Raw genomic sequence first — 21,693 nt, 5'->3', positions numbered from 1 at the left:
AAAGTGCCTGCGACGGACGAGAAGGGACCGAGAAGGGACACCGAATGGAACCGGCCGGAACCCTGGAGCGGGGGCTGGGCGTGCTGCGCGCGCTCACCACCGAGCCGTGGCGGCGGACACGCGCGACCGACCTGGTCCGCGCCACCGGCCTGGCCAGGTCGACGGTCGACCGTGTCCTGGCGACCCTCGTCCACCTGGGCTACCTCAGGGCGGAGGAGCGCGAGGTGCTGCTCGCCCCGCGCCTGATGGAGCTGGGTGAGGCCTACCTCGTCTGCGCGGGCCTGCGTGAGGTCCTCGCCCCGCACGCCGAACGGCTCGCCGCCGAGCTGGACGAGTCGGTCTCGCTGGCCGTGCCCGACGGGGACGGGGTGCGTTTCTTCGGGCAGTTCACCCGGCGGCGCGCCGTCTCGGTCGCCTTCCGGGTCGGGGACCTGCTGCCCGCGGACCGCTGCGCGGCGGGCCTGGCCCTCCTCGACGACCAGGGCACGCCGTGGGCCGAGGACGACCAGCTCGTCGAACCCGGTCTGATCGCGGTCGCGGTCCCCGTCAGGGACGCCGCGGGTCAGGCGCTCTGCGCGCTGAGCGTGGTCAGCCACACCAGCAGGCACACCATGGCCGGGCTGCGCGCCCACGCGGTGGCCAGGCTGCGTGAGACGGCCGCCCGGATGGAGGCCGCGCTGGCCGCCGTCCCGCCGCCCGCCCGTCCCGTGCCGCCTCCCCCCACCGTGGACGTCTCGCGCCCGGCGAAGGAGGCGCTGGGGGCGGCCTACCTGCAGTCACTCGCCCGTGGCCTGGCCGTGCTCGTGGCGCTCGGCACGGTTCCCGGCGGGCTGTCCCCCGCCGACGTCGCCAGGGTGACCGCTCTGCCGAGGGCCACCGTGGGACGGGCGTTGCAGACCTTGGAGCGGCTGGGATACGCCCGCACCGAGGGCTCCCGCTCCGTCCTGCTGCCCCGGGTCCTGGAGCTCGGATACGCCCACCTCTCGGGACTCTCCTTCGGCGAGATCGTCCAGCCACACCTGGCGGACCTGGCGGCCAGGATCCACGAGTCGACATCGGTCGCGGTGCTCGACGGCGACGACGTCGTCTACGTGGCCCGGGTGCCCACGACGAAGATCATGCGGGTGGACATCGTCGTCGGCACCCGCTTCCCCGCGTACGCCACGTCGATGGGCAGGGTGCTCCTGGCGGACCTGCCTCAGGAGCGGCTGGCCTCGATCGCCCTGCGCCCGCTGACCCGGGACACGGTCACCTCCCCGGCCGAGTTCGCGTCCGCCGTACGGCGCGCGGCCGTGGACGGCTACGCCGTGGTCGACCAGGAGCTCGAAGAGGGGGTGCGGTCCATCGCCGTCCCGGTGCGCGGCCGGGACGGCCGGGTCGTCGCCGCCGTCAACGTCGCCACCCACGTCGACCGCGCCACCCCTGCCGCTCTGGTCGAGAAGGTCCTGCCCGCGCTCGTCGAGACCGCGGCCAGGATGTCGGCCGACCTGGCCTGCGCCCGGGTGACTCCGCCGCAGCGCTGACCGGTGGCCGTCAGTCGTGGAGGGTCGTGGGGCGCACGACGCCGCTCTCGTAGGCGAAGACCACGACCTGGGCGCGGCTGCGCAGCCCGAGTTTCAGCAGAACGTGGCTGAGGTGCGTCTTCACGGTGGCCTCGGCCAGGTTCAGCGCCACGGCGGCCTCGGCGTTGGACAGTCCGCGCGCCACCTGGACCAGCACCTCGTACTCGCGGGAGGTCAGCCGCGCGAGCCGCTCGTCGCGTTCGGACGCGGACGGTGTGAGCTGGGGGGCGAACCTCTCAAGCAGGCGGCGGGTGACCCTCGGGGACAGCGCGGCCTCCCCCGCCGCCACGTCACGGATCGCGCCGAGCAGCTCGGCGGGCCGGGTGTTCTTCGGCAGGAAGCCGACCGCCCCTGCCTTCAGTCCGGCGAAGGCGTACTCGTCCAGGTCGAAGGTGGTCAGGATGAGCACACGTGAGCGTGGGCAGTCCCTGACGATCCTCCGGGTGGCCTCGATCCCGTCGAGGCCGGGCATGCGCACGTCCATCAGCACCACGTCGGGGCGCAGCCGCCGGGTCATCCTGACGGCCTCCTCGCCCTCGCCCGCCTCCCCTGCCACCTCCATGTCCGGCTCGGCCTCGAACACCATCCGGAAGGCCATCCGCAGCAGCGACTCGTCATCGGCGATCAGCAACCGGATCGTCACGGTCTTCTCTCCCCTGTCAGGTTCAGGTCGGCCGCCACCCGCCAGCCGCCGGGCACCGGTCCCGCGTGCAGGGTCCCGTCGTAGGCGGCGACCCGTTCGCGCATCCCGGTCAGGCCCCGCCCCGGCGTCCCGTCCGCCGTCCGTCCGGGGCGGCCGTCGTCGACGATCTCCACCTCGGCGCGCCGAGGCGTCAGCCGGACGCGGACCTCGGCCGTCGCGCCCGGCGCGTGCCTGAGCGTGTTCGTCAGCGCCTCCTGGGTCAGCCGGTAGACGGTGAGCTGGGCGGCGGCGGGGATCGTCCCGGGGTCTCCGGCGACCCGCAGGCTGGTCGGCAGCCCGGCCGCGCGCATCCGGTCGGCCAGGGGACCCAGCTGGTCGATCCCGGGCGCCGGGTGGCGCGAGGCGTCCGCCCGCTCGGCGGGGCCGGCGCCGAACTCGCCCGCCCCGGGTTCGTCGGCGCCGAGAGAGCGGCGCATGTCCTCAAGCGCCTGCCTTCCGATGCCGGCGATCCGCTCCATCGCGTCGGCCGCCCGCTCCGGCGCGCGGTGCCGTACGTGGGCGGCGCCGTCGGCCAGAGCCACCATGACCGACAGGTTGTGGGTGACGATGTCGTGCATGTCGCGGGTTATTCTGGCGCGTTCCTCGGCGACCGCGAGCCTGGCCCGCTGTTCACGGTCGTGTTCCAGCGAGGCGACGTACGCCCGCCGGGCCCGCGCCCACAGACCCGTGGTGACGGCGACGGCGGCCATCGCGGTCAGCGCGGCCACCGAGAACGGGAACTGGCCCGGTGGCGCCCACCGCGCCGCGGCCAGCACCACCCCGGCCTCCAGGACGAGGGCGGCCGTGAGCGCCCACCGCCACGGACGGTGGGCGACGACCGTGTAGAGGGCGACCAGCAGTGCGACGTCGGCGGGAAGCTGCACGCCGGCGGCCCACTGGATCGCGGCGGCGGCGCCGACCGCGCAGAAGACCGTCAGCGGCGCGCGACGCCGCCACAGCAGCGGCGCCGTCAGGGCCACCTGGAGCAACAACGTCCACGGCTCTCCCCGGGACAGCACCTGGCCGGGTCCGAGCGTGACGAGAAAGATCACGGCGGCCGGCAGCGCGTCGGCGGCCAGGGACGGCCATCGGATCGGATCCGTGGGCCAGGCCACCGGGCGGTCGCCTCTTTTCATGCCGCTCACCCTACTTGTCCTGCTGGTTCTCCCCCCATCCTTCTCAGGGAGGAGCGTCCGGGCACCTCAGCCGGAAGTCGTAGGTGTGGATCAGCCGTATGCCGCTGGCCCGGGGCCGTGTCCCGCTGCCAGCCTCGTCGGCGCAGGAATCCACCACTCGTAAGGAGTCCCACATGTCCCTCGGCACGATCGCCTCGGCGGTCGCCGGTCTGGCGCTGACCGCGGTCGCCGCGGCTCCCCTCGCCACTCCTGTCTCCGCGCCCCTTTCTGCGCCCCTCTCTGCGCCCGTCGCCGCCTCCGCCGTCCCTGCCGTGCACGCCTCGGACGGTGCCCCCGTCACGATGACGCTGCCCGCGCCCGGCGGGCCGTACCCCGTCGGCACCTTCGCCGTGCGCCTGGTCGACCGGTCCCGCCCCGACCCGCTGGTCAGGTCGAAGCCCTACCGGGAGCTGATGGTCAGCCTGTGGTACCCGGCCAGGGGCACCGGCGGGAACCCGCGCACGGCCCCCCACATGGCTCCCCTGGCCGCGGCCGACTGGGACCGGCACTCCGCGCCGCCCATGGGCGTTCCGGCGGGCGCGGTGAACTGGGCCGCCACCCCGACCCACGCCCGCCCCGGCGCGCCGGTCGACCGCGGCGCGGGCAGGCTGCCCGTCGTGCTCTTCGGTTCCGGGGACGGCGGGCCGCGCACCCTCGGCACCTCCCTCGTCGAGGATCTGGCCTCCCGCGGCTATCTGGTCGTCACCGTCGACCACACCTATGAGGCCGACCAGGTGGAGTTCCCCGGCGGGCGGGTCGTGCGCGCGCTGCCGCTGCCCTCGAAGCTGACCCCGCGCGTCATCGCCAAGCTGCTCGACCGGCATTCGCGGGCCCGTCTGGCGGACATGCGGTTCGTCCTCGGCCGGATCGCCGCCCTGGGACGCGGCGACGCCCTCGGCGCGGGGGAGCCCGCGGGGCTTCGCGGCGCCCCCGACCTGTCCCGGGTCGGGGCGCTCGGCCAGTCCCTCGGCGGGTCGGTCGCGGCGCAGCTCGTCCACGACGACCCACGTGTGGACGCGGGCGTCAACCTCGACGGCGGCTACGTCGGCGGGGTCGCGGACAGCGGCGTCGCCAAGCCGTTCATGCAGCTGGCGGCCGAGGCGCACACCCGGGCGAGCGAGCCGAGCTGGAAGTCCTTCTGGGACGCCTCGACCGGCTGGAAGCGGGAGCTCCGGTTCAAGGGGGCGGCGCACGGCTCGTTCACCGACCTGCAGGCGTTGCTGCCGAAGATCGCGGAGACGGTGCCGAAGGTGCCCGTCGCCGACTTCGTCGGCACGATCGACCCGGTCCGGTCCGTCGCGGCCCAGCGGGCCTACGTCGCGGCCTTCTTCGACCTGCACCTGCGGAGGAAGGCGACCACACTGTTCGAGGCCCCCGACGCCCGCTTCCCCGAGGTCTCCCTCATCCCCTGACCCGTCGTCCGGGGTAACCGGTCGCGATGGAGCCCCGGCCGCCGTGGCCGACTGGTTAAATCATGACATGTAGGTTCGCAAGATCCCGGTGACGGATCACCGGGCGTGGCCGAAGAGACGGGACGAGGATATGACGGGCCGTGCTGGCGCCCGGTGACCCGGCGACGGCCCACCCGAGCCGTGTCCCGGCGGGCCGTGCTCCAGGAGGCCTCCCGTGACGGCCCGCCGTACGCGCCTGGAAGGCCTGCTCGCCCGGTCCCGCGCCACCGTCGACGCGCTCGATCACCTCGTCGGCGGGGTGGGGACCGGGATCCTGGCCTTGACCGCGCTGCTCTGGCTCGCCGTGGTCGCGCTGCTGTGCCTGGTCGGGGTCGGGCTGCCGATGGCGCCCGTCGCGCTGCGCGGGCTGCGCGTCGTCGCCGACCGGGAACGGGTCCGGCTGTCGCAGCGGGATCCCGAGCTGGTCGGCCCCGGGCCGCCGCCTCCGGGGCTGCGCGCCGCCCTGGCCGACCCGGGTGTCCGGGGAGAGCTGGGCTGGGTCGTCTGCCACTCGACGCTGGGGTTGCTGACCGGTGTGGTCGCCATGTCGCTGCCGCTCGCCGCGGTGCGCGACCTCACCTTCCCGCTGTGGTGGCGGCTGCTGCCGCCGGGTGAGGCGGAGGACGCGGCGTTGAACCTCTGGCGGGTCGGCGACCAGCGCAGCGCGCTGGCGGTGTGCGTGTTCGCCGTCGGCTGGACCGCGCTCTCGTTGCTGGTCATCCCGGGCCTGGAGCGGCTGCAGTCCTGGCCGGGACGGCGATTGCTGAGCGCGCCTCCCGGCGGCGACCTCGCCCTGCGGGTCGCGCACCTCACCGCGACCCGGGCCGCGGCGCTGGACGCGCACGCCGCCGAGCTGCGGCGGATCGAGCGTTCCCTGCACGACGGCACCCAGAACCGGATCGTGGCCGTCACCGTCCTGCTCGGCGCCGCCCGCCGGGCGGTGGCCCGCGACCCCGCGAGCGCCGGGGAGATCCTCGAACGCGCCCAGGGCGCCGCCGAGCAGGCCCTGGCCGAGCTGCGCGCCGTGGTGCGCACCATCCTGCCGCCGGTCCTTGAGGACAGGAGCCTGGCCGACGCCCTGTCCGGGCTCGCCGCCGCCTGCCCGGTGCCCTGTACGGTCACCGCCGACCTGCCGGGCAGGTGCGCCGCCTCGGTCGAGGCCACCGCCTACTTCACGGTGGCCGAGGCGCTGACCAACGTCGCCAGGCACAGCGGGGCGGGCCGTGTCTCCGTCGCCCTGAGCCTGCGGCGCGACCGGCTGCTCGTCCAGATCACCGACGACGGTCACGGCGGCGCCGACGAGCGCGCCGGGTCCGGACTCGTCGGCATCCGCCGCCGGGCCGAGGCCCACGACGGGACGTTCATGATGACCAGCCCCCCGGGGGGACCGACCACGCTGAAGGTGAGCCTGCCATGCGGATCGTGATCGCCGAGGACGACCCCCTGCTGCGCGAGGGCCTCGCGCTGCTGCTGCGCGCCGAGTCGCTCGACGTGGTGGCCGCCGTGGACGGCCCGAAGGCCTTCCTCGACGCCGTCGACACCCACGAGCCGGACGTGGCCGTCGTCGACGTGCGCATGCCGCCGACCCACACCGACGAGGGCATCGTCGCCGCCGTCGAGGCCAGGCGCCGCAGGCCGGACCTGGCCGTGCTGGTGCTGTCGGCCTACGTCGAGCAGGCCTTCGCCACCGACCTGCTGATCCACGGCAGCTCCCGCCTCGGCTATCTGCTCAAGGAGCGGGTGGGACGGGTCGAGGAGTTCATGACGGCCCTGCGCCGCGTGGCGGGCGGCGGGACGGCCATCGACCCGGAGGTGGTCGCGCAGCTGCTGTCGCACAGTCGCCCCGGCAGGCGGCTCGACCGGCTCAGCCCGCGTGAGCTGGACGTGCTGGCGCTCATGGCGGAGGGGCTGGGCAACACGGCCATCGCCGAGCGGCTGGTGGTCACCGAGGGCGCGGTGCACAAGCACATCCGCAACATCTTCGCCAAGCTGGACCTGGCGCCGAGCGACCGCACCGACCGGCGGGTGGCCGCGGTGCTGCAGTATCTGGAACGGGGGGCGCCCTGAGGATCACAGCCCGGTGAGCTCCGGCGCCCGGGTGACGGCCCGCAGGATGCCGGACAGGGCGGCGCGCATCTCGCCGACGGTCTCCTGGGGCAGGTCGAGGCTGATCTCGAAGACGGTCTCGGTCTCCAGGGTGTCGGCCGTCCTGGGGGACAGCTCGAACCGGAGCACCCGGCCGTCCAGCGTGACCGCGCGCAGCCCCTCGCCGCTGCCGCGCATGCCGTGGCGCGCCATCCAGAAGGTGTCCCGGTGCCGGGAGACCAGCAGATGCCCGGCCTGCCGGTCTCCGGGACGCTCCCGCAGGAAGACCGTCGGCTGGCCGTACTCCCAGGTGTGCTCGAAGGAGCGGGCGGTCATGGTGGCCTCGGGGAGGTAGGACAGCTCGCCGGTGACCGGCAGGGAGGGCGGCGGGGGCTCGCCGGGGCTGCGGCGCCCGTGGTCTCCGCCGTAGGCGACGGTGAGCCCGAGGGGCGCGGCGGTCGGCAGCGCGGCCAGCAGCCAGTCCGGCGGTTCGTCGCGGGGGAACAGGGTCAGCTCCGTCAGCGCCGCCGTCGCGGGCACGCGCTCGAACGGCTGAGCCCGGGAGTCGACGTGACCGGTGTAGCCCCTGCCGCCCGGGGAGAAGGACAGCTCGCAGGTGAACCAGGTGCCCTCCCCCGCCCGGTGTGACAGCTCACGCAGCCGCCTGAACGGCCCCGCGAGGTCTTCGGCGAGCCCTTCGACGGTGATCTCGTGGCCGTCGCGCAGGACGGTGGTCCTCGTGCGCGTGCCGACCTGGGCGTGCCGGACGGTGAGCCGTGACCAGCCGGGCTCCGCCGCGGCGCGGACGAGGTCGCCGACGGCGGCCCGCATGCCGTGCCCCTCCTCGTGACGGGAGCGCCAGTATCCGGATTCCATGATCATCCTTTCTTGGCGGTGCCGCCGGTGAGCAGGTCGTGCAGCGCGCGGACCTCGCGGAGCAGCCCGCTGCCGCCCTTGCGTGCCGCCATGTCGCGCACCTGGGGGATCTCGCCGCGCGCGCCGCACCACCCGGCGACCGTGGCGGCGAGCATGACGAACCCGGCCAGCCCGTTGCGCGGACGCTCGCCGGGGGCGGGAAGCAGTGCGGGCAGCGCGGCGGCGGCGATCCGCCACACGCTCTCGTGGGCGCCCCGCCTGGCCGCCGTGTCGAGCGCGGCGGCCACGTCGGTCACCCTGACCTCGCCCGCGGTCACCAGGAGCCCGATCTGACGGCCGATCTCACCGGTGGGCAGCCCGTCCCGGGAGGCGGCCTCGACGAGCGCGTCGACCGCCTCCGGTGCCCGCGGGTCGGCGAGGAAGCGGGCGAGCACCGCGGAGAACGCCGCTCCGGCGGGTCCCTCCGCCCTGACGAGGTCGCGGATCTGCTCCGGCCCGGCGGCCGGGGCGCCCCAGGAACGCCTGAGCGCGTAGGGCACGAGGTGCGCGGCGGCCACCTCGCGGTGCGAGGGCAGGGTCGAGGGCCACCAGCCGGAGTGCCCGGCCCCGGCGCCGTGCCCGGGGGCGCGGAACATCAGGTCGACCAGTGGCAGGCCGGTCGGCGGGGCGGTGATCACCGGGACCGGGCGTGTGCCGTCCCGCCCGCCCTCATTCTCCGTCGTCCAGCCGAGTTCGACCTCGGCCTCGACGGCGGCCCCGGGGCGGATCCACCCGGCGAGGATCTCGCCCGCGGCCGACGTCAGCCGGGCCGCCCGCTCCGCCGCCTCGGGGTCGGGGACGCGCGGCAGCCGAAGCAGCGCCTGCTGCAGGTCGGCGGCGAGCGGCCGCGCCCCGGCCGCCTCGACGACCTCCATCCGCCCGACCAGCTCGGCCGCCGCCACGTGCCCGGTCTCGTGGGTCGGCGTGGCCAGCAGTACCGGCGGCAGGGTGTCCTCCTCGACCGCGCGCAGGACCTCGGCCGCGCGGTGCAGCAGCAGGACGTACGGGGCGGCCAGATCCTTCGACGGCATGAGGGTCCGCCAGGCGCCCCGGCCCGAGCCGGTCGTGCTCAGTGAGCGGACGGCTCCCCAGAGCCACTGGTCCGTCCGCTCCCAGGTCTCCTCCCGGTACGGCCAGGCGGGCTCGCCGAGCAGCCAGGGGCGCAGCGCGGCCGTCAGCGCCGCCCGGTCGCGGACGGCGAGGGTGACGAACCCGGCCAGCAGCCGTTCCCACGACTGCCAGGAGTCGTCCCGCCGCTCCAGCAGCTCGGCCAGCTCCTCGGCCGAGGCGGGCGGGGGCGGCAGGGTGGGGGAACCTTCCGCGGGCTCGGGCAGCGGCGGCGGAGCGAACACGGGCCCGGGACGCGGAGCCGTACCGGTGCCGTGGCCCTCCTCGAAGGCGGCGGCGGCCCGGTCGGCGAGGTGGGGGGCGAGCAGGGCCGCCGACTCGCGCACGCGGGAGCGTCCCTCCGCACCCATGGCGTCCGCGTGCGCGAGGGCCAGCTCGACGGCCCTGGCCTGGAGCTCCACGGACTCCGCGGCGAAGGCCCTGGCCAGTGGCGCGGCCGCCACCCCGGCCAGGGCGGGGTCACGCCGTACGGAACGGTCGAGCCATGACAGTCCGGCGCGCACCAGGACCCGTTCCTGGCGGAACAGCAGGCAGTCCCACGCCTCGGCGAGGTCGTCCGCGGTGAGATCGTGCCCGCGCAGGCGCCGTACGGCCAGCGTGGCGACCGGGCCGGGGGAGACGGCCAGCAGGCGCAGGTAGTCGCGCGTGCGGGAGGCGACCTCCTCGGGCGAGGGGTCGAGCGCCTCGTGCAGGTGGACGAAGAAGCGCAGGTCGGTGGCGGTCCCGCCGAGCAGGAAGCGGCGCAGGCAGCCCTCGACCAGGGTCTCGCGCCGTACCCTGCCCGTCTCCGCCAGCCCGGACAGGGCGGCCAGCCAGCCCCTGTCCCGCTCCTTCTCGCCCCGCAGTGCCCGGCCTGCCCCCTGGGCCTCGAACAACCTGGGCAGCAGGTGACCGAGCAGCGGGTCGGCGGCCAGGCGCGAGGGTCTGCGGCTCACCCAGCCCGCGACCAGCGGGTCGTGCGGCGGAGGCTCGACGCCGGTCTCGCGCAGCAGGGTAAGGGCGAGTGTCATTCCCCGGTCGTCGGGGGTGCGGGTGCGCAACGCGAGCCGCCGGGCAAGGTCGGCGCGCCAGGCGGCGGGGCGGTCGGCGATCACCGCCAGGACGAGGTGCACGTCGTTGTCGGGACCCGCCCACTGCGGGGCGAAGTCGCGCCGGTACAGCCAGGACGCGACGGCCGCGGCGCCGCCGAGGGTGCCCGCGCCCGCGACCCGCAGCGCGGTGCCGTGGCGGACCAGGGAGTCGTCCCACCGGTCGGAGCGGCCCCGCAGCTCCTTCAGCAGGCCGGGCAGCCGGGTCGCGACCTCCTTGCGGGCCTCGGCGCCCAGCGTCGTGATCCGCCCGGCGAGCCGGTCGGCGCGTCTTTCCTCGATCAGTTTCCTGATCTCGTCCCAGTGCTCCACGGCTGGGGACACTAGCCAGCGACGCCGACACTTTCGACCTTCGCCGGCCCGCCGGGGACGGCCTCTGCCCGCGGGTGACCCCGGAAGCGTCTGACAAAAACACCAAATACCCCTTTACACGCTTCCCTCTTGATAGGGACCTAAAAGGCCATAAGTGCTGGCTAATCGCTATATACCTGCGCCTTTTTGGGGTGGTATATCGTGTGATTTCCGTCACACGACACCCGCCACGCCGAGGAAAGAGGCGCCGGACGGCGGGAAACGCCGTGGAAATAGGCGGCGGCAAAGAGGGAACGGCCGCCATCCTCCGGGGAAACGCGGCGCCCTCCCGGCGGGGCCCGAACCCCGGAGAGGCCGCATAGATGAGCAGACCTCGTCTTTTATCCCGGACAGCCCTTCACTTCTCCACCCCGATCCCGCTTTGCGCGCACATCCCGGACATTCATAGTTACGCCCAGCGTAACCAGCCGGTCACGGAATTATGCCTGCGATGAATCGTGGGAACGGCCCGTTCTGTCGATTAGCATTTGCGGTGAAAGTCGTCTCAGCGGCGATAACGCTAATGTCATGGAGGTTTGTCGTGGCGCGTCACGTGCCGGCCTGGATCATGGCCGTGGTGACCGCCTTCCTGTTGACGAACGTCGTCGTCGCTCCTGACGGCGACCGCAGGACGGCGCCGCCGAGCGCCGTCTCCGCCTTCATGACGATCTTCACCTCGGGTGGCACGGGTGGCACGGCGCGGACCGTCAGGGCCGCCTCCGCCTCCGCCCCGGGAGTCTCGGCGACTCCGAGAGGCCCGGGCCGGGAGGCCGAGCCGAACCCCGACCACGGCGGCACCGACCTGCCCACCCGTGGCTGCCGCCACCAGGCGCCCGCGCGATGGGCGGGCGGGCCGCAGTGCCTGTCCCCGCTGCGCGGTCCGGGTCAGCACATGACGACGGCGCTCCCTTCTCCGGAGACGTCGACGCGGTCTCTCTCACGTCCCGGAGCCGGGCGGCGAGAAACGGCCGTCGCGGCTCCCTCACAGTCCCGGCTGCAGGTGTTCCGCTGCTGACAGGGCCCGCCGTCTCCCGGGTGCCCGCTTCGGCCTCCTTCCCCGCCACCGCCCCGCTGGACGGGCGGACGTGTGAGGCGCGAGCCGGGGCCGCGTGAGACGGCGCCGCGGTGCGACGCGCACCGCTCAATCCCCCCTGCGAGGAAGGCGGTAACCGCCCCTCGCCCGTCCTCCCCTGCCGCCCTCCGCGCCTGACCGGCCGGAGGCGCCTCGGGAGCGAGCCCGGCCCTCCCCCAGGCCGGGCGAGTGAGCCGGCCCACGGGCCCGCGCCGCCGGTCGCGAGCACCGGACGTCCGCGTGTCCCGCGTGCCCTCGGGCACGCCCGGCTCCCCGGTCCTCACGACCACCTCCGCTTCACCGACGTGTCCGAAGCAACGACTGTCCGAAGGGCTTTCGCATGCACGCATTCATCGAGCACGCCCGTTCCTTCCCCGCCCGCGCCGCCGTCGCCGGGGAGCGGCTCGACCGGCACGCCGCCGGTCAGGCCCCGCTCGCGCTCTTCATCACCTGCTCCGACTCCCGTGTCGTCCCGTCCCTGATCACCGGCGCGCGCCCCGGTGAGCTGTTCGAGCTGCGCACCGCGGGCGGCATCGTGCCCCGCTACGACCTCGACCGCCCCTCCGGCGAGGCCGCCACCATCGAGTTCGCGATCGAGGCCCTCGGTGTCGGCGACATCGTGGTCTGCGGTCACTCGCACTGCGCCGCGGTCGGCGCCGTGGTCCGCCGCGACGACCTGGCCGCCGTCCCCGCCATGGGCGGCTGGCTGGCCCACGCCGCCGACTCCCTCGGCGACGAGCGGACCGACCTCGGGTCGGCGACGAAGCAGCACATCCTGGCCCAGCTGGACCGGCTGCACGCCTACCCCGCCGTGCGGCGGCGGATCGAGGAGGGCCGGATGCGGCTGCACGGCTGGTTCTACGAGGTGCACACGGGCATGGTGTTCGCCCACCGTCCCGGCCACGACACGTTCCTGCCCCTGTGACGGTGACCACCATGCTGAGAACCTCGACCCTGCGTGGCGACGTGGCCGCCTCCGTCGTCGTCTTCCTCGTCGCCCTGCCGCTGTGCGTCGGCGTCGCCGTCGCCTCGGGTGTGCCCGCCGAGCTCGGGCTGATCACCGGCATCGTCGGCGGCCTGGTCACCGGACTGCTGCCCGGCAGCAGCCTGCAGGTCAGTGGCCCGGCCGCGGGCCTGACCGTCCTGGTCTTCGAGGCCGTCCGGCTCTACGGCCTGCCCGCCCTCGGCACGCTCGTCCTGGCGGCCGGGCTCCTGCAACTGCTGCTCGGGGCGCTGCGGTTCGGCCGCTGGTTCCGTGCCATCTCCATCGCCGTCGTCGAGGGGATGCTCGCCGGGATCGGGCTGACCATCATCGCCGGGCAGCTGTACGCGATGGCCGGCGTCGCCGCCCCCGGCTCCGGTCTCGGCAAGCTGGCGGGCCTGCCCGCGCTGGCCGCGAGCTCCCTCACCTCACCCGGTGTCCTGGCCGCCGTCGCCGTCGGCACGGGCACCGTCGTGCTGCTGGCGCTGTGGCCGCGGCTGCCCGCGCGGGCCCGGATGGTCCCCGCGCCGCTCGCCGCGGTCGCGCTGGCCACCGCCGCCGTCGCGCTCCTCGGCCTGCCGGTGGCCAGGCTTGAGGTGAACGGCCTGCTCGGCGCGATCAGGCCACCCGGCCTCGACGATCTGGCACCGCTCGCCGAGCTCGGCTTCCTCGGCACCGTCGTGGCGTTCACCCTGATCTCCTCCGCCGAGAGCCTGTTCAGTGCGGCGGCCGTCGACCGTATGCACGACGGCCCCCGCACCGACTACGACAAGGAGCTGATGGCCCAGGGAGTGGGCAACGCCGTCTGCGGGGCGCTCGGCGCGCTGCCGATGACGGCGGTGATCGTGCGCAGTTCGGCCAACGTGCGGGCGGGCGCGCGGACCAAGGTGTCCCGCGTGCTGCACGGGCTGTGGCTGCTGCTGTTCGCCGCCCTGCTGCCCGCGGCGCTTGAGGTCATCCCGCTGGCCGCGCTCGCGGGCGTCCTGGTGCACACCGGCTGGAAGCTCATCCCGACCACGCAGCTGCTCTCGCTGTGGCGGCGGCACCGGGGCGAGGCGGTGGTCCTGGTGTGCACCGCGGTCGCGGTCGTCGCCCTCAACCTGTTCGAGGGGGTGCTGATCGGGTTGCTCATGGCGGTGGTCAAGACCGCCTGGGAGACCTCGCACATCCATCTGGAGGTGGATGAGGAGACTCCGGACGGGCCGATCAGGGTCACGCTCAGCGGCAACGCCACCTTCCTGCGGCTGCCCAAGATGCTCGACACCCTGGAGGCGCTGCCTCGTGACCGGCACATCGAGCTGGAACTGTCCGGGTTGCGACATCTGGACCACGCCTGCCGTACGGCGCTGACCTCGTGGGCCGCCGGGCACAACCGGGAGGGAACCCCCGCGGTCTCGGTGCCCCCGGTCCTGACCGGCACCTGACAGGACGGTGCGCGAAACGGTGCCGGGCACCGGGCCGACGGGCCTGGCACCGTTCCGGAACCGGCCGCCAGGAAGGGTCCGGCAAGTGAGCAACAGGCAAAATTAACTGACAAGAATCTTAACAGTTAGGCACGGATCGAGTTATGCTGCCGACGGTGTCACCGCCCCCGGTGACGCCGTACACCCCCCAACGGCACCGACGGCGCGCGCCACAACCCCCCGGGCGCGTCGGCTGAAAGGAGCCCCAATGAGTATCAGGCAGCGCCTGATCACCGCCCTGTCCGTGTTGCTGGCCGTACCGCTGACGGTGGTTCTCACCACCGCGGCCCCGGCCAGCGCCCACGGCTGGATCACCTCCCCGCCCAGCAGGCAGGACATGTGCGCCAGCAGGCGGGTCAGCGGATGCGGCGGACTCGAGTACGAGCCGCAGAGCGTCGAGGCCCCCAAGGGCTCGAGGCTGTGCAGCGGCGGCAGCGGATGGCGTGTCCTTGACAACGAGGGCAAGGGCTGGCCCGCGACGGCCGTCTCCAGCACGGTCACCTTCCAGTGGCGGCTGACCGCCGCCCACCGCACCAGCACCTGGCAGTACTACGTCGACGGCGCCCTGTTCAAGACCTTCAACCAGGGCAACACCCAGCCGCCGTCGAACATCTCGCACACCATCAGCGGGCTTCCCGGCGGCCGCCACAAGATCCTGGCCGTCTGGAACGTCGCCGACACCGTGAACGCCTTCTACAACTGCGTCGACGTCCAGGTCCGCTAGCCCGGACCCGACCCGCGGGAGGGCGTGCGCCCCGCCCTCCCGTTTCCCCGATCGCGGCCCCCACACCCGCTTCTCCCCAACGAGGCCGCCAATTCTTCCGGCGGGAAACGCAAACCCGCAGTGCGGGAACCGGCCACGGAAGGGCCAACCACCCTCCAGGAAACCGGCGTTTCCCCTGGTCAGCAACCCGAAGCCAAACATCTCCCCTTAAATCCATTAAAGCAATTTAATCGCCATATTTCACCCAAAGAATCAAGCGGTATTGCCTTTCCGGCATACCGTATTAAATCGGGGTGATCTTATGGCAGAACCGGCGGTTTCCCCGCCTCCACCGCCCGGCGGCAAGCCCGCCGAGGCGCTGCTGCGCGCCGCGCAGTTCTTCACCACGGGCACGCCCTCGCGGGATGGGCACGACCTGTACCACGTCGACGGCCGGGGCGCCGAGGAGTTCTACCGCGAGCGCTGGCGCCACGACAAGGTGGTGCGTTCGACCCACGGGGTGAACTGCACCGGATCGTGCTCCTGGAAGGTCTACGTCAAGGACGGGATCATCACCTGGGAGACCCAGCAGACCGACTACCCCTCGACCGGGACGGACTCCCCCGAATACGAGCCACGCGGCTGCCCGAGGGGCGCGGCGTTCTCCTGGTACACCTACTCCCCCTCCCGGGTGCGCCACCCGTACGTGCGGGGGCCCCTGCTGGAGATGTGGCGGCAGGAGCGCGAGCGGCTCGGCGACCCGGTCCTGGCCTGGGCGGAGATCACCGGCGACCCCGAACGGGCCGCCCGGTACAAGCAGGCGCGGGGCAAGGGCGGGTTCGTCCGCTCGACCTGGCCCGAGGTGAGCGAGCTGATCGCCGCCGCCCACGTGCACACCATCAAGGAGTACGGTCCCGACCGGGTGGCGGGCTTCTCCCCCATCCCGGGGATGTCGCTGGTGTCCTACACGGCCGGGACACGCTTCCTCTCGCTGATCGGCGGCACCATCCTGTCGTTCTACGACTGGTACGCCGACCTGCCGATCGCCTCGCCGCAGGTCTTCGGCGACCAGACGGACGTGCCCGAGTCCGGTGACTGGTGGAACTCCTCCTACCTGATGGTCTGGGGGACGAACCTGCCCATCACCCGCACCCCGGACGCGCACTTCATGACCGAGGCGCGGTACCGGGGGCAGAAGGTCGTCGTGGTCTCCCCCGACTACTCCGACCACACCAAGTTCGCCGACGACTGGCTGGCGGCCCGTCCCGGCACCGACGGCGCGCTGGCCATGGCCATGGGGCACGTCGTGCTCTCGGAGTTCTTCCGCGACCGCCAGGTGCCCTACTTCACCGACTACGTCAAGTCCTACACCGACCTGCCGCTGCTGGTGACGCTGACCGAACGCGGTGACGCCCACGTGCCCGGCCGTTTCCTGACCGCCGCCGACATCGGCGAGACCGGTGAGGGCGCCGCGCACAAGCAGGTGCTGCTCGACGCGGCGGACGGCGCGCCGAAGGTGCCCAACGGCTCGCTCGGCTTCCGCTTCGGCGAGGAGGGAAAGGGCCGCTGGAACCTCGGCCTGGACGGGGTCGACCCCCTGCTGACCCTGTACGGCAGGCACACCGACGCGCTCGCCGTCGACCTGCCCCGCTTCGACACCGGGGCGACCGAGGGCGGCACGAGCGTGCGCCGGGGAGTCCCGGTGACGCGGGTCGGCGGCCACCTGGTCACGACGGTCTTCGACCTGGTGATGGCGCACTACGCCGTACGGCGCGACGGCCTGCCCGGTCGGTGGCCCGCGGGCTACGACGACCCCGAGCCGTTCACCCCCGCCTGGCAGGAGGCGATCACCTCGGTGCCCGCCGCCGCGGCGACCCGGGTGGCCAGGGAGTTCGCCCGCAACGCGGAGGTCTCCCGGGGCCGGTCGATGATCTGCATGGGCGGCGGCACCAACCAGTGGTGCAACTCCGACCAGACCTACCGGGCCTTCCTCACGCTGATCATGCTGTGCGGCTGCCAGGGGGTCAACGGCGGCGGCTGGGCCCACTACGTCGGGCAGGAGAAGATCCGCCCGCTCACCGGCTGGTCGCAGCTCGCCTTCGCGCTCGACTGGCAGCGGCCCGCCCGGCAGACGGCCGCGACGCCGTACTGGTACCTGCACACCGACCAGTGGCGCTACGAGCTGTTCGGCGCGGGAGAGCTGTCCAGCCCGCTCGGGCCCGGGCTGTTCGAGGGCCGCTCCTTCGCCGACTGCGTCGTGCAGGCCCAGCGGCTCGGCTGGACCTCCGCGGCCCCCGCCTTCGACCGCAACCCGCTCGACCTCGCCGACGAGGCCGCGCGGGCGGGACGGCCCGTCGCCGACCACGTCGTGGCGGAGCTGAGGGCGGGACGGCTGCGCTTCGCCGCCGAGGACCCCGACGACCCGCGCAACTTCCCGCGTGTCCTGATCGCCTGGCGGGCCAACCTGTTCGGCTCCTCGGGCAAGGGCATGGAGTACTTCATGCGGCACCTGCTCGGCACCGTCGACGCGGTCAGGGCCGAGGAGTCACCGCCCGCCGTACGGCCCGCGGAGGTGACCTGGCGCGCGGAGGCACCGCGCGGCAAGCTCGACCTGCTCGTCACGATCGACTTCCGGATGACCGGCACCTGCACCTACTCGGACGTGGTGCTGCCCGCGGCGACCTGGTACGAGAAGTACGACCTGTCCACCACGGACATGCATCCGTTCATCCACTCCTTCAACCCGGCCATCGCCCCGCCCTGGGAGGCGCGCAGCGACTTCGAGGCGTTCATGACGATCGCCGAGGAGGTGTCCCGGCTCGGTGCCGTGCACCTGGGCACCCGCACCGACGTGGTGGCCTCTCCGCTGGCCCACGACACCCCGGACGAGCTGGCCCAGCCGGGCGGCAGGGTGCTCGACTGGAAGGCGGGGCAGTGCGAGCCCGTACCGGGTGTGACGATGCCGAAGCTGGTCACGATCGAACGGGACTACGGCGCCGTGGCCGGCAAGATGGCGGCGCTCGGCCCGCTCGTCGACACCCTCGGCACCGCGTGCAAGGGCATCTCCTGGGTGCCCTCTGCCGCCGTCGGTCAGCTCGGGCGCGACAACGGCCTGGTGCGCGGCGGACCCGGCGACGGCCGCCCCTCGCTGGCACGCGACGTGAACATGGCCGAGGCCATCATGGCGCTCTCCTGCAGCACCAACGGGCAGGTCGGCGTCCAGGGGTGGCGGGCGCTGGGCGAGCGCACCGGGGTGAGCTTCGCCGACCTGGCCGAGGAGAACGCGGGACGGCGGATCAGCTTCACCGACACCCAGGTCCAGCCCAGGACCGTGTTCGCCTCCCCCGAGTGGTCCGGCCTGGAGAACGGCGGGCGGCGCTACTCGCCGTTCACGATGAACGTCGAGCGCCGCAAACCATGGCACACGCTGACCGGGCGCATGCACTTCCTCCTCGACCACGACTGGCTCGCCGAGTACGGCGAGATGCTGCCGAACTACCGTCCGCCGCTCAACTACGCCCGGCTGTTCGGCTCCCAGGGGCTGGGCGAGGACGGCCGCCCCGAGGTGACGGTGCGCTACCTCACCCCGCACTCCAAGTGGTCGATCCACTCCGAGTACCAGGACAACCTGCACATGCTGCGGCTGTTCCGCGGCGGCCCGGTCGTCTGGATGAGCCGTCAGGACGCCGAGCGGATCGGGGTCGCCGACAACGACTGGATCGAGGCCTACAACCGCAACGGCGTGGTCGCCTGCCGTGCCGTGGTCACCCACCGGATGCCGGAGGGGACGGTCTTCATGTACCACGCCAAGGACCGCAACCTGATGACCCCCCACTCGGAGATCTCCGGCTGGCCCGGAGGCGCGGACAACTCGCTGACCAGGGTGATCGTCAAACCCACCCACATGATCGGCGGGTACGGCCAGCTCACGTTCGCCTTCAACTACTACGGCCCGTCGGGGTTCCAGCGGGACGAGTTCGTCGTCATCCGCAGGCGGTCACAGGAGGTGCGGTTCTGATGCGCGTCATGGCGCAGGTCGCGATGGTGATGAACCTCGACAAGTGCATCGGCTGTCACACCTGCTCGGTCACCTGCAAGCAGGTCTGGACCAACCGGCCGGGCCTGGAGTACGTCTACTTCAACAACGTCGAGACCAAGCCGGGGGTCGGCTACCCCAGGCGGTACGAGGACCAGCGGCAGTGGCGGGGCGGCTGGAAACTGGACGGAAAGGGGCGGCTCACCCTCAGGGCGGGCGGCAGGCTGCGCCGCCTGCTGGAGATGTTCTACAACCCCGACCTGCCCACGATCGACGACTACGGCGAGCCGTGGACCTACGACTACCGCACCGTCATCGACGCGCCGCTGGGCACGGTCAACCCCAGCGCGCACTCCGTCTCCACCCTCACCGGTGAGGACATGCGCATCCGGTGGGGCAGCAACTTCGACGACGACCTGGCGGGCGCGCCCGAGCACGCCCCGGGCGACCCCGACCTCGAAGGGCTCCAGGAGCGGGTGCGGATGGAGTTCGAGCAGGTCTTCATGTTCTACCTGCCGCGCATCTGCGAGCACTGCCTGAACCCCTCGTGCGTGGCCTCGTGCCCGTCGGGGGCGATGTACAAGCGGCAGGAGGACGGCATCGTCCTGGTCGACCAGAACCGGTGCCGGGGCTGGCGCTTCTGCGTCTCCGGCTGCCCGTACAAGAAGGTGTACTTCAACTACAGGACCGGCAAGGCCGAGAAGTGCACGTTCTGCTTCCCCAGGATCGAGTCGGGCCAGCCCACGATCTGCTCGGAGACGTGCGTGGGACGGCTGCGCTATCTCGGGCTGCTGCTCTACGACGCCGACGCGGTGCTCGCCGCCGCCTCGACGCCGGACCCGCAGGACCTCTACGAGGCGCAGCTGTCGGTGTTCCTCGACCCGGGTGACCCGCACGTCAGGGCGGAGGCCGCGCGCTGCGGCATCCCGGACGACTGGATCGAGGCGGCCCTGCGTTCCCCGGTGCACGCGCTGGCCGTACGGCACCGGGTGGCGCTGCCGCTGCATCCCGAGTTCCGCACGCTGCCCATGGTCTGGTACATCCCGCCGTTGTCGCCGGTCGCCGACGTCGCGCACGCCGAGGGCTACGACCCGGCCGACCCCGACCGGGTCTTCGCCGCCATCGACGCGCTGCGGGTGCCCGTCGAGTATCTGGCCAACCTCTTCACCGCGGGCAGGACGGAGACCGTGCGCCTGGTGCTGCGCAGGCTCGCCGCGGTCAGGGCGGTCATGCGGGCCGTACAGCTCGGCAGGGACCCCGGGGAGGAGGTGCCGCACTCGGTCGGCATGACCCCCGACGACGTGGACGACCTGTACCGGCTGCTGGCGATCGCCAAGTACGAGGACCGCTACGTCATCCCGCAGGTCCACGCCGAGGAGGCCGGGGCGCTGAGCGCCCAGCACCAGGAGCTGTTCTGCAGCCTCGACGGTGAGGGCGGGCCCGGCATGGGCGGTCACGGACCGCCTTCCGCCCCGGCCGGGGAGGCGCCCGTCTTCCGCGGGCAGGACGGGCGGCTGCACGCCAACCTGCTCGGCTGGGACGGCACCGGCGACCCGTCGCGGCTGTTCCCCGGGGCCCAGTTCCCCGAAGCTCAGTTCCCCGAGGCTCAGGGGGAGGCGACGTGAACGCGGCCGAGACGGCGTGCAAGCTGGCCTCGGTGCTGCTGCAGTACCCTCGACCGGCCCTGTTCGAGGGGGCCGACCGGCTCGACGAGGCCGCCCGTGCCACGCCCAGGGCCGCGCGGGCGGGGTTCGCCGCCTTCCTGGCCTGGCTGCGGGCCGAACCGCCCGGTGAGGTGGTCGGGCACTACGTGGAGACCTTCGACCTGCGTCACCGCTGCGCCCTCTACCTGAGTTACCACCGGCACGGCGACACGCGCGGGCGCGGGATGGCGATGCTCGCCTACAAGGCCGCCTACCGGCGGGCGGGGCTGCTGCCCTGCGAGGAGGAGCTGCCCGACTTCCTGCCGCTCGTGCTTGAGTTCGCCGCCCTCCACCCGGAGGGGATGGCGCTGCTGCGCCGCCGCCGTGCCGACCTCGACCTGCTCAGGCGGTCGCTTGAGGCGGCGGGCACGCCGTACACGCATGTCGTCGAGGCGGTCTGCGCACTGCTTCCCGGGCTGCGGCGCGCGGAGCTGAGGGCGGTGCGGGCGCTGTGGGAGAGCGGCCCGCCCAGTGAGGAGGTCGGGCTCGAACCGTTCGCGCCCCCGGAGTACCTCTCCGGCCTGACCGGCGGACAGGAGGCACGATGAACGGCGCCGGTGCCCTGGACGTGTTCTGGTGGGTCGTGCTGCCCTACGTCGCGATGACCGTCTTCGTGGTCGGTCACGTGTGGCGGTGGCGCTACGACAGGTTCGGCTGGGACTGCTACTCGACCGAGCTCCTCGAACGCCGGCTGCTCAAATGGGGGGCGCCGCTGTTCCACTACGGGGCGTTCGCCGCGATCCTCGGGCACGTCATGGGCATTCTCGTCCCGGCCTCCTTCACCCACGCCCTCGGGATTCCCGAGGAGGTCTACCGGTGGTTCTCCGCCGTCGGCGGCGGGCTGGCCGCGGTCGTGGTGGTGGTCGGCATCGTGATCCTCGCCGGCCGCAGGATGCTCGTCCGGCGGGTCAGGGCCACGACGGCGAAGATCGACTACGTCGCCCTGGTGCTGCTGCTGGTCATCGTGATCACCGGGGTCGTGCCCACCATCTGGTGGAACCTGCTGGGGCCGGGATACAACTACCGGCTCACCGTGGCCCCGTGGTTCCGCGGCCTGTTCACCGGCTCGCCCGACGTCGCCGCCGTGGCGAACGCGCCCGCGGTCTACCGGCTGCACGCGACGGCCGCCTGGGTCCTGTGGGCGGTCTGGCCGTTCAGCCGCCTGGTCCACGCCTGGAGCTTCCCGCTGTGGTACCTGTGGCGGCCGTTCGTGGTCTACCGCAGCCGCGGGGTCATCCTGCCACCCGAGCCCGGTACGGCGGGCCGCAGATGGCGCAGGATCGGCGGACCCGCCTGA

General features: G+C 73.2%; 16 protein-coding genes. 12 read left to right on the top strand and 4 right to left on the bottom strand.

The window, feature by feature from the left end; all coding sequences use genetic code 11:
- Nucleotides 1-44 precede the first annotated feature (44 nt).
- Nucleotides 45-1,523, top strand: a complete 1,479-nt coding sequence (locus ACIBVQ_RS04305; RefSeq protein WP_399175509.1) for an IclR family transcriptional regulator C-terminal domain-containing protein — start codon at nt 45-47, stop codon at nt 1,521-1,523.
- Between the two features lie 10 nt (nt 1,524-1,533).
- On the opposite strand, the gene ACIBVQ_RS04300 is transcribed toward ACIBVQ_RS04305, so the two are convergent.
- Both ACIBVQ_RS04300 and ACIBVQ_RS04295 read right to left on the bottom strand, forming a co-directional pair.
- Nucleotides 1,534-2,205 (bottom strand): response regulator, encoded by a 672-nt coding sequence (locus ACIBVQ_RS04300; protein ID WP_399175507.1) that lies wholly within the window; start codon nt 2,203-2,205, stop codon nt 1,534-1,536.
- The gene (locus tag ACIBVQ_RS04295; RefSeq protein WP_399175505.1) at nt 2,202-3,380 is read right to left on the bottom strand and encodes a sensor histidine kinase; all 1,179 of its coding nucleotides are present in this window, start codon (nt 3,378-3,380) and stop codon (nt 2,202-2,204) included. The genes ACIBVQ_RS04300 and ACIBVQ_RS04295 overlap by 4 nt, the downstream gene beginning before the upstream one ends.
- Before the next feature lie 173 nt (nt 3,381-3,553).
- Here ACIBVQ_RS04295 and ACIBVQ_RS04290 point away from each other — a divergent pair, with 173 nt between their 5' ends.
- The 3 genes from ACIBVQ_RS04290 (at nt 3,554) to ACIBVQ_RS04280 (ending at nt 6,937) form a co-directional block, all read left to right on the top strand.
- Nucleotides 3,554-4,831, top strand: a complete 1,278-nt coding sequence (locus tag ACIBVQ_RS04290; RefSeq protein WP_399175503.1) for an alpha/beta hydrolase family protein — start codon at nt 3,554-3,556, stop codon at nt 4,829-4,831.
- Nucleotides 4,832-5,045: 214 nt separating this feature from the next.
- A complete protein-coding gene (locus ACIBVQ_RS04285) occupies nt 5,046-6,296 on the top strand; it encodes a sensor histidine kinase (RefSeq protein ID WP_399175501.1) in 1,251 nt (416 codons plus the stop codon).
- On the top strand, nt 6,284-6,937 hold the full coding sequence (locus tag ACIBVQ_RS04280; protein ID WP_352009202.1) for a response regulator transcription factor: 654 nt from the start codon (nt 6,284-6,286) through the stop codon (nt 6,935-6,937). The genes ACIBVQ_RS04285 and ACIBVQ_RS04280 overlap by 13 nt, the downstream gene beginning before the upstream one ends.
- A gap of 3 nt (nt 6,938-6,940) precedes the next feature.
- On the opposite strand, the gene ACIBVQ_RS04275 is transcribed toward ACIBVQ_RS04280, so the two are convergent.
- Both ACIBVQ_RS04275 and ACIBVQ_RS04270 read right to left on the bottom strand, forming a co-directional pair.
- Nucleotides 6,941-7,831 (bottom strand): hypothetical protein, encoded by an 891-nt coding sequence (locus tag ACIBVQ_RS04275; RefSeq protein ID WP_362916822.1) that lies wholly within the window; start codon nt 7,829-7,831, stop codon nt 6,941-6,943.
- Between the two features lie 2 nt (nt 7,832-7,833).
- Nucleotides 7,834-10,398, bottom strand: coding sequence for a DUF6493 family protein (locus ACIBVQ_RS04270; protein WP_399175498.1), 2,565 nt, complete (start codon nt 10,396-10,398; stop codon nt 7,834-7,836).
- Nucleotides 10,399-10,978: 580 nt separating this feature from the next.
- On the opposite strand from ACIBVQ_RS04270, the gene ACIBVQ_RS04265 reads away from it, so the two are divergent.
- The 8 genes from ACIBVQ_RS04265 to narI all read left to right on the top strand — a co-directional run bounded on the left by ACIBVQ_RS04265 (nt 10,979) and on the right by narI (nt 21,693).
- The gene (locus ACIBVQ_RS04265) at nt 10,979-11,452 is read left to right on the top strand and encodes a hypothetical protein (RefSeq protein WP_399175496.1); all 474 of its coding nucleotides are present in this window, start codon (nt 10,979-10,981) and stop codon (nt 11,450-11,452) included.
- Nucleotides 11,453-11,849: 397 nt separating this feature from the next.
- Nucleotides 11,850-12,434 (top strand): carbonic anhydrase, encoded by a 585-nt coding sequence (locus tag ACIBVQ_RS04260; RefSeq protein ID WP_362916828.1) that lies wholly within the window; start codon nt 11,850-11,852, stop codon nt 12,432-12,434.
- A gap of 11 nt (nt 12,435-12,445) precedes the next feature.
- Nucleotides 12,446-13,915 (top strand): SulP family inorganic anion transporter, encoded by a 1,470-nt coding sequence (locus tag ACIBVQ_RS04255; protein ID WP_352009197.1) that lies wholly within the window; start codon nt 12,446-12,448, stop codon nt 13,913-13,915.
- Nucleotides 13,916-14,162: 247 nt separating this feature from the next.
- A complete protein-coding gene (locus ACIBVQ_RS04250) occupies nt 14,163-14,678 on the top strand; it encodes a lytic polysaccharide monooxygenase auxiliary activity family 9 protein (RefSeq protein WP_352009196.1) in 516 nt (171 codons plus the stop codon).
- Between the two features lie 301 nt (nt 14,679-14,979).
- Nucleotides 14,980-18,675: a nitrate reductase subunit alpha gene (locus tag ACIBVQ_RS04245; protein WP_399175494.1), complete on the top strand. Its 3,696-nt coding sequence runs from the start codon at nt 14,980-14,982 to the stop codon at nt 18,673-18,675.
- Nucleotides 18,675-20,318 (top strand): nitrate reductase subunit beta, encoded by a 1,644-nt coding sequence (gene narH / locus ACIBVQ_RS04240; RefSeq protein ID WP_386189881.1) that lies wholly within the window; start codon nt 18,675-18,677, stop codon nt 20,316-20,318. The genes ACIBVQ_RS04245 and narH overlap by 1 nt, the downstream gene beginning before the upstream one ends.
- The gene (gene narJ, locus ACIBVQ_RS04235) at nt 20,315-20,944 is read left to right on the top strand and encodes a nitrate reductase molybdenum cofactor assembly chaperone (RefSeq protein ID WP_362916836.1); all 630 of its coding nucleotides are present in this window, start codon (nt 20,315-20,317) and stop codon (nt 20,942-20,944) included. Before narH ends, narJ begins: the two co-directional genes overlap by 4 nt.
- Nucleotides 20,941-21,693, top strand: a complete 753-nt coding sequence (narI, locus tag ACIBVQ_RS04230; RefSeq protein WP_399175491.1) for a respiratory nitrate reductase subunit gamma — start codon at nt 20,941-20,943, stop codon at nt 21,691-21,693. The genes narJ and narI overlap by 4 nt, the downstream gene beginning before the upstream one ends.

This window comes from Streptosporangium sp. NPDC049376 (genome assembly GCF_044466505.1).
Classification (GTDB): domain Bacteria; phylum Actinomycetota; class Actinomycetes; order Streptosporangiales; family Streptosporangiaceae; genus Streptosporangium.
This window is presented reverse-complemented; position numbering and strand designations above follow the sequence as displayed.